At 57.2% G+C, this 8,839-nt stretch carries 4 protein-coding genes and 1 pseudogene; 2 read left to right on the forward strand and 3 right to left on the reverse strand.

Translation table 11 applies throughout. The features are described 5' to 3' along the window. Positions 1-149: 149 nt before the first annotated feature. Positions 150-2,747 (reverse strand): bifunctional aconitate hydratase 2/2-methylisocitrate dehydratase, encoded by a 2,598-nt coding sequence (gene acnB, locus IM267_RS15810; protein ID WP_063450633.1) that lies wholly within the window; start codon positions 2,745-2,747, stop codon positions 150-152. 388 nt (positions 2,748-3,135) lie between these two features. Between acnB and IM267_RS15815 the strand changes: the two genes are divergently transcribed. Together IM267_RS15815 and IM267_RS15820 are read left to right on the forward strand one after the other, a co-directional pair. Further along, positions 3,136-4,629, forward strand: a complete 1,494-nt coding sequence (locus IM267_RS15815) for a DUF3300 domain-containing protein (protein ID WP_193033788.1) — start codon at positions 3,136-3,138, stop codon at positions 4,627-4,629. 10 nt (positions 4,630-4,639) lie between these two features. Continuing rightward, positions 4,640-5,431: a DUF2950 family protein gene (locus IM267_RS15820; protein WP_193033789.1), complete on the forward strand. Its 792-nt coding sequence runs from the start codon at positions 4,640-4,642 to the stop codon at positions 5,429-5,431. A 52-nt stretch (positions 5,432-5,483) separates the two neighbouring features. On the opposite strand, the gene lpdA is transcribed toward IM267_RS15820, so the two are convergent. Together lpdA and aceF are read right to left on the reverse strand one after the other, a co-directional pair. Continuing rightward, positions 5,484-6,908, reverse strand: a complete 1,425-nt coding sequence (lpdA, locus tag IM267_RS15825; protein ID WP_063450636.1) for a dihydrolipoyl dehydrogenase — start codon at positions 6,906-6,908, stop codon at positions 5,484-5,486. A gap of 175 nt (positions 6,909-7,083) precedes the next feature. Further along, a pseudogene (gene aceF, locus IM267_RS15830) lies at positions 7,084-8,839 on the reverse strand (pyruvate dehydrogenase complex dihydrolipoyllysine-residue acetyltransferase); the annotation flags it as partial.

The following is an 8,839-nucleotide window of genomic DNA, read 5'->3' on the forward strand; positions in this document are numbered from 1 at the left end:
GCGGGAGAGGTGGGAGGAATGAAAATAAAAAACCCACCGACGTTGCGATGGGTTTTGTAGGCCCGGTAAGCGTAGCGCCACCGGGCAATGGGTCAGGTGCGATCTGGTGCCCTCACCCCCAGCCCCTCTCCCACGGGAGAGGGTAGCATTTAAACCGCCGTCTGGAAGATCACCCCGTCAGCCTTCTCGGTGTACTGAGAGAGCTGGTCGAAGTTCAGATAGCGATAGGTATCCACCGCCGTCTTATCCACCTGCGCCACAAAGGTCTGGTACTCTTCCGGCGTTGGCAGTTTGCCAATCAGCGCCGCAACCGCCGCCAGCTCCGCAGAGGCCAGGTAGACGTTCGCACCGGTACCTAAACGGTTCGGGAAGTTACGGGTAGAGGTGGAAACCACCGTCGCACCGTCGGCCACGCGCGCCTGGTTACCCATACACAGGGAGCAGCCAGGGATTTCGATACGCGCCCCGCTCTTACCGAACACGCTGTAGTAACCTTCTTCCGTCAGCTGTGCCGCGTCCATACGGGTTGGCGGCGCCACCCACAGGCGGGTCGGCAGCTGGCCCTTGTGGGTATCCAGAAGCTTACCGGCGGCGCGGAAGTGGCCGATGTTGGTCATGCAGGAGCCGATGAACACTTCGTCGATCTTATCGCCCTGCACGTCTGAAAGCAGACGCGCATCATCAGGATCGTTTGGCGCACACAGGATCGGCTCTTTGATATCCGCCAGATCGATGTCGATCACCGCCGCGTACTCTGCGTCAGCGTCGGCTTCCAGCAGCTGCGGATCCGCCAGCCATTTCTCCATTCCCTGAATACGACGCTCAAGTGTACGACGGTCGCCATAGCCTTCTGCAATCATCCACTTCAGCAGCACGATGTTGGAGGTCAGATACTCGATAATCGGCTCTTTGTTCAGCTTGATGGTACAGCCTGCCGCAGAACGCTCGGCGGAGGCGTCGGTCAGCTCGAACGCCTGCTCAACTTTCAGATCCGGCAGCCCTTCAATTTCCAGAATGCGGCCAGAGAAGATGTTTTTCTTCCCTTTCTTCTCAACGGTCAGCAGCCCCTGTTTGATGGCATACAGCGGGATCGCGTGAACCAGGTCGCGCAGCGTGATGCCCGGCTGCATTTTGCCCTTGAAGCGCACCAGCACGGATTCAGGCATGTCGAGCGGCATTACGCCGGTCGCGGCGGCAAACGCCACCAGGCCGGAGCCCGCCGGGAAGGAGATCCCGATTGGGAAACGGGTATGGGAGTCACCGCCGGTGCCCACGGTATCCGGCAGCAGCATGCGGTTCAGCCAGGAGTGGATGACGCCGTCGCCCGGACGCAGGGAGACACCGCCGCGGTTCATGATGAAGTCCGGCAGCGTGTGGTGCGTGGTCACGTCAACCGGCTTAGGATACGCCGCCGTGTGGCAGAAGGACTGCATCACCAGGTCAGAAGAAAAGCCCAGGCACGCCAGGTCTTTCAGTTCATCACGGGTCATTGGGCCAGTGGTGTCCTGAGAACCCACGGAAGTCATCTTCGGCTCGCAGTAGGCGCCAGGACGGATACCGGCAACGCCGCAGGCGCGACCCACCATTTTCTGTGCCAGCGAGAAGCCGCGGTTGCTTTCCGCCACGTCTTTCGCCTGACGGAATACGTCACTGTGCGGCAGACCCAGTGCTTCACGCGCTTTAGTGGTCAGGCCACGACCGATGATCAGCGGGATACGTCCACCGGCACGCACTTCGTCGATCAGCACGTCGGTTTTCAGCTCGAAGCTTGCCAGCAGTTCGTTGGTTTCGTGATTGCGCACTTCGCCCTTGAACGGGTAAACGTCAATCACGTCGCCCATGTTCAGGTTAGAAACATCCACTTCGATCGGCAGCGCGCCCGCATCTTCCATGGTGTTGAAGAAGATCGGTGCAATTTTGCCGCCGAGGCACAGGCCGCCGCCGCGCTTGTTCGGCACGTGCGGAATATCGTCGCCCATGAACCACAGCACGGAGTTGGTTGCGGACTTACGGGAAGAACCGGTACCCACAACGTCGCCGACGTAGGCCAGCGGGAAACCTTTTTGTTGCAGCGCTTCGATCTGTTTGATCGGGCCCACTACGCCCGGCTGATCCGGCTCGATCCCTTCACGGGCGTTTTTCAGCATCGCCAGAGCGTGCAGCGGGATATCAGGACGAGACCACGCGTCCGGTGCCGGAGACAGGTCATCGGTGTTGGTTTCACCGGTCACCTTAAAGACGGTCACGGTAATTTTTTCAGCCAGCGCAGGGCGGTTCAGGAACCATTCGGCATCGGCCCAGGACTGCATGACCTGCTTCGCGTAAACGTTGCCCGCTTTGGCTTTTTCTTCCACATCGTAGAAGTTATCGAACATCAGCAGTGTTGAAGAGAGCGCTTTGGCGGCAATCGGTGCCAGCGTGTCGTTATCCAGCGCATCAATCAGCGGATGAATGTTGTAGCCGCCCTGCATGGTGCCGAGCAGTTCAATCGCTTTTTCAGGAGTAACCAGTGGGGAGGTGGCTTCGCCTTTGGCAACGGCGGCAAGGAATCCGGCTTTTACGTAGGCAGCTTCATCTACGCCAGGCGGTACACGGTTGATCAACAGATCTAACAGGAATTCTTCTTCGCCCTTAGGCGGGTTCTTCAGCAGCTCGACGAGCGCGGCCATTTGGGTTGCATCTAAAGGTTTGGGTACAATTCCCTCGGCGGCACGTTCTGCTACGTGCTTACGGTATTCTTCTAGCACGACGGTTCTCCTCGCTCTCATTGTCATATGCGGCGGGCGTTCTCTTCACGCTCCTGTGAGACAGCAGTTTGTAGGGTAAATGCCCGATACCGCGTCGGGCAGCATAGCAGGATTTCTGCACAGTGTTAATCTGTTTACAAAAAAGCAACATTAAATTATTTGCTGAATCGTTAAGCATGGTGTAGCGGGGAGACGCGTCGACTTTCGCTCTCTTTCCCTGCGTCTTTTTTAGCCACCAGATTTAATTGTGTAATAAATGCACACACTCTTTATCCGGACGCGCCGGGTGGTTTCCCAAGAAAAGTCAAAACGGTAAAACACGGGTGAATGATACTCGCGGCAACAGCAACGCCTCCCGGCACTGCACTCGTCTCGTTGGAGCCATTTTATGAAGTTGCCTTTTAAATCCCATCTTCTTGTTCTGCTTTGCAGTGCGGGACTGTTCGCCGCCTCGGGCGTCTTGTTTGTTAAAAGCCGCGTAACGGAGCCTGCTCCGGTTGCACAACCCTCCGCCCCACCGGCAGCCCAACCTGTGGCCGTCGCTACCCCGGCCTACACTGCTGCGCAAATCGACCAGTGGGTTGCTCCTGTCGCGCTTTACCCGGATGCCCTGCTGTCGCAAATCCTGATGGCGTCGACCTACCCGTCTAACGTTATACAGGCCGCGCAGTGGTCAAAAGATAACCCCAAAATGCAGGGGGATAACGCCATTCAGGCGGTCGCCAACCAGCCATGGGATCCCAGCGTAAAATCGCTGGTCGCGTTTCCTCAGCTGATGTCGCTGATGGGCGAAAATCCGCCATGGGTACAGAACCTGGGGGATGCCTTTCTTGCACAGCCGAAGGATGTGATGGATTCAGTACAGCGGTTGCGCCTGCTGGCCCAACAAACGGGTGCGCTACAATCCACGCCGCAGCAGACGGTCACCACCGTCACAAAGGCTGCACCGACAAAAACCGCGACAACCGCAACCCCCTCCAGCCCAACGGTGATTAAGATTGAATCCGCCGATCCGCAGGTGGTGTATGTCCCTACCTATAACCCGAATACGGTTTACGGCACCTGGCCTGAACCCGCGTACCCGCCGGTCTATCTCCCGCCCTCACCCGGCGAACAGTTTACCGATAGCCTCGTTAAAGGGTTAGGCTTCAGCCTCGGGGTCGCGACAACCTACGCCATCTTCAGCAATATCGACTGGGATGACGACGACTGGGATCACCATCATCACGATGATGACTGGGACAATCACGGCGGCTATAACCGTAACGGTGATAACAATATCAATATCAACGTGGATAACTTCAACAGAATCAGCGGGCAGCACCTGAACGGCAATGACCGCACCTGGCAGCACAACCCTGCTTATCGTGAAGGCGTGGCTTATCCAAATAACCAACTGGCTAACCGTTTCCACTCCACGAACGCAGCGACAGGATTAAGTGCGACCCAGCAAAGGCCGGTCAATCGCGACAGCCAGCGCCAGGCCGCTCTCAGCCAGATGGAAAAAGCGACGGGAAAAACGTTCCCACAATCGACACATACGGATGCGCGAGACGCTCAGCGTCTGGCCTCAACGCAGCAGCTTAAGCAGATATCACAGCGCAATAATTTCCGCGGGTATGACGCCAGGCCGCAAGCCGTACAACGGACCAGCGCGCCGCAGCGTGAAAATCATCAGGCTCCTGAGAAGCGTATTACGCAGACGGCGCGGCACCCTGCCAGCGCACACCGCGCCAATGCCCTGAGCGGCAACGACAGCCGCTCGGCCAGCTGGCAGGCCCAGCAGCAGCGCGGGGCGCAAAGCCGCCACCTGTCGGCACAGCAGCATCCCCGACAGCGCACCGTCGACCGTACCGAACACCGCGAATTCCGTCATCGTTAAGGGAGCCGACATGAAAAGTAAACTACTCAGTGGAATGGTGTTGTTCATGGTGTCGGCAGCGGTTATGGCGCAGCAATCCTTCAGCTCGCCGGATCGGGCGACCCGCGCGCTGGCAATCGCCATCAGCGAGCACAACGAAAGCGCGTTGAGCGCGCTGCTCGGCGAAAAATGGCGCGACGTTCTGCCGCCCGAAGGGGTCGATCCCGATGCCGTGGATCGTTTTCTGAGAGACTGGAAAGTTCGCCATGAAACCGTCGTCAATGGCGACGTGGCGCACCTGGCGGTGGGCGAGAACGGCTGGCAGCTGCCGATACCGGTAATCAAAACCGCCTCAGGCTGGCAGTTCGACATGCAGAAAGCCGCTGAAGAGATCCAGACCCGCGAAATCGGTCGCAACGAGCTCGCAGCCATCGAAGCGCTTCACGCCTACGTCGATGCGCAGCAGCGTTACTTTGCACTGAACCAGAAGTACGCGCAGAAAATTGTCAGTTCTGAAGGGAAAAAGGATGGGCTGTACTGGCCCGTTTCGCCTGGCGATGCGCCAAGTCCGCTTGGTCCGGCGTTTAGTCCACCACAACCGGGGGCGGGTTACCACGGCTATCGCTTCCGCATCCTGTCGGATAAGAATGGCTTTGCCATGGTTGCCTGGCCCGTGAGCTACGGTCAGACGGGGATAATGAGCTTTGTTGTAAACCAGAATGACGAGGTCTACCAGGCTGATCTCGGTAACGACTCAGCGCAGAAAGCGCAGGCTCTGTCTGAATATCACCCGGATAAAACCTGGCAGCCTGTCGCCCCTTAAACGCAGCGCATAAAAAAAGCGGCCTGAGGCCGCTTTTTTCATCTGAAGAAACTTATTTCTTCTTCGCTTTCGCGTTTGGCAGGTCAGTGATGCTACCTTCAAACACTTCTGCCGCCAGGCCCACGGACTCGTGCAGAGTCGGGTGCGCGTGGATGGTCAGCGCGATGTCTTCCGCGTCACAGCCCATTTCGATAGCCAGACCGATTTCACCCAGCAGCTCGCCGCCGTTGGTGCCGACAATCGCACCACCGATCACGCGGTGAGTCTCTTTGTCGAAGATCAGCTTGGTCATACCGTCTGCGCAGTCGGACGCGATAGCACGGCCAGAAGCAGCCCACGGGAAGGTGGCGGTTTCGTAGCTAATGCCTTTCTCTTTCGCTTCTTTCTCGGTAAGACCGACCCATGCCACTTCTGGCTCGGTGTACGCGATAGATGGGATCACTTTCGGATCGAAGTAGTGCTTCATGCCGGCGATAACTTCAGCGGCAACGTGACCTTCGTGAACGCCTTTGTGCGCCAGCATTGGCTGACCGACGATGTCGCCGATAGCAAAGATGTGCGGCACGTTGGTGCGCAGCTGTTTGTCAACGCGGATGAAGCCACGGTCGTCCACTTCCACGCCCGCTTTACCGGCGTCGAGGTTTTTACCGTTCGGCACGCGGCCGATAGCCACCAGCACGGCGTCGTAACGCTGTGGTTCAGCAGGGGCTTTTTTGCCTTCCATGGAAACGTAAATACCGTCTTCTTTCGCTTCAACGGCAGTCACTTTGGTTTCCAGCATCAGGTTGAATTTCTTGCTGATGCGCTTGGTGAAGACTTTAACGATGTCTTTGTCAGCAGCCGGGATCACCTGGTCGAACATTTCAACCACGTCGATCTCTGAACCCAGCGCATGGTACACGGTACCCATTTCCAGACCGATGATACCACCGCCCATCACCAGCAGGCGCTTAGGAACGGTTTTCAGCTCCAGGGCATCGGTGGAATCCCACACGCGCGGATCTTCATGTGGAATGAATGGCAGTTCGATTGGGCGAGAGCCTGCCGCGATGATCGCGTTATCGAAGTTGATCACGGTTTTGCCGTTTTCGCCTTCCACTTCCAGGGTGTTCGCACCGGTGAATTTACCCAGACCGTTAACCACTTTTACCTTACGGCCTTTCGCCATGCCAGCCAGACCACCGGTCAGCTGAGTGATAACTTTCTCTTTCCAGGTACGGATTTTGTCGATGTCGGTTTTTGGCTCGCCGAAGACGATACCGTGTTCAGCCAGCGCTTTGGCTTCTTCGATAACTTTCGCTACGTGCAGCAGCGCTTTAGAAGGGATACAGCCGACGTTCAGACAAACACCGCCGAGGGTGCTGTAACGTTCTACGATGACGGTTTCCAGACCTAAATCCGCTGCGCGAAATGCTGCGGAGTAACCTGCCGGGCCTGCCCCAAGTACTACGACCTGAGTTTTGATTTCTGTGCTCATCATGACCTCTTAATGTATACCCGTCGTCCACCGGGTCGTTCTATCCGCCCGTATTTTACAAAATTGTTAACAATTTTGAAACAACAAACGGCTCACGAATTATCGCTTTCACCAATAACCTCAAAAGCCCCATGAGATTATCAGAAAAAAGCCGGCCGATTGGCCGGCTTTTCGATTACATCACCAGGCGGCGAATGTCGCTCAGGGTGTTGTTGATGATGGTGATGAAACGCGCACCATCAGCCCCGTCGATCACGCGGTGGTCGAAGGACAGAGAGATTGGCATCATCAGACGCGGCACGAACTCTTTGCCATTCCACACCGGCTCCATCGCGGACTTGGACACACCGAGGATAGCCACTTCCGGCGCGTTAACAATCGGCGCGAAGTGGGTGGTACCCAGGCCGCCGATGCTGGAGATAGTGAAGCAGCCGCCCTGCATTTCGCCGGCAGTCAGCTTACCATCACGCGCTTTCTTGGAGATGGTGGTCAGTTCACGGGACAGCTCGGTAATGCTCTTCTTGTTCACGTCTTTGAAGACCGGAACAACCAGACCATTTGGCGTATCTACCGCAACACCGATGTTGATGTATTTCTTCAGCGTCAGCTTCTGGCCGTCTTCGGACAGGGAGCTGTTGAAGCGTGGCATCTGCTCCAGAGCAGCGGCAACGGCTTTCATGATGAAGACCACTGGGGTGAATTTCACGTCCAGCTTACGCTTCTCGGCTTCGGCGTTCTGCTGTTTACGGAACGCTTCCAGATCGGTGATATCGGTCTTATCGAAGTGCGTAACGTGCGGGATCATCACCCAGTTACGGCTCAGGTTAGCACCAGAGATTTTCTGGATACGGCCCAGCTCCACTTCTTCGATTTCGCCGAACTTGCTGAAGTCCACTTTCGGCCATGGCAGCATGCCCGGGATACCGCCGCCAGCGGCTGCCGCAGGTGCAGCTTCGGCGCGTTTCACCGCGTCTTTCACGTAAGCCTGAACGTCTTCGCGCAGGATACGACCCTTACGGCCGGTGCCTTTCACTTTCGCCAGGTTCACGCCGAACTCGCGCGCAAGGCGACGGATCAGCGGAGTCGCGTGGACGTAAGCGTCGTTTTCAGCGAACTCTGATTTTTCTGCTTTTGCAGCAGGGGCAGCGGCAGGTTTAGCAGCCTGAGCCGGTGCAGCAGCAGGTGCTGGAGCAGCCGCGGCAGCCGGAGCTGCGGCAGGCGCAGCGCCTTCCACTTCGAAGACCATGATCAGGGAGCCGGTAGACACTTTGTCGCCGGTGCTGATTTTGATCTCCTTAACGGTACCGGCGAACGGCGCAGGCACTTCCATGGAAGCCTTGTCGCCTTCAACGGTGATCAGTGACTGTTCAGCGGCAACTTTATCGCCCACTTTCACCATCACTTCGGTGACTTCAACTTCGTCACCGCCGATGTCCGGTACGTTAACGTCTTTCGCACCGCCAGCAGCCGCTGGTGCAGCCGCCTGAGCCGGAGCAGCTTCCGCTTTCGCTGGAGCCGCAGCGCCTTCAGCGCCCGCCACTTCAAAGACCATGATCAGGGAACCAGTAGACACTTTGTCACCGGTGTTGATCTTGATCTCTTTCACGGTACCCGCGAACGGCGCCGGTACTTCCATAGAGGCTTTGTCNNTCAACTTTGTCGCCCACTTTCACCAGGATTTCGGTAACTTCAACTTCGTCACCGCCGATGTCAGGCACGTTAACGTCTTTCGCGCTCGCGGCAGCTGCTGGAGCAGCGGCGGCCGGAGCGGCTTCTTTCTTCTCTTCCTGCGCAGGTGCAGCAGCTGCTGCACCGTCGGCGGAATCGAAAATCATGATCAGTTTGCCGGTCTCGGTTTTATCGCCAACGGAGACTTTGATCTCCTTAACGATGCCAGCCTGAGGAGACGGGACTTCCATAGAGGCTTTGTC

The sequence above is a fragment of the Enterobacter cloacae complex sp. P15RS genome, assembly GCF_014895905.1.
Taxonomy (GTDB): domain Bacteria; phylum Pseudomonadota; class Gammaproteobacteria; order Enterobacterales; family Enterobacteriaceae; genus Enterobacter; species Enterobacter quasihormaechei.

What these genes read in the sequence shown, in the direction of transcription:
- lpdA (WP_063450636.1), bottom strand. Translation starts at nt 6,908, where the DNA reads ATGAGCACAGAAATCAAAACTCAGGTCGTAGTACTTGGGGCAGGCCCG.
- IM267_RS15815 (WP_193033788.1), top strand. Translation starts at nt 3,136, where the DNA reads ATGAAGTTGCCTTTTAAATCCCATCTTCTTGTTCTGCTTTGCAGTGCG.
- IM267_RS15820 (WP_193033789.1), top strand. Translation starts at nt 4,640, where the DNA reads ATGAAAAGTAAACTACTCAGTGGAATGGTGTTGTTCATGGTGTCGGCA.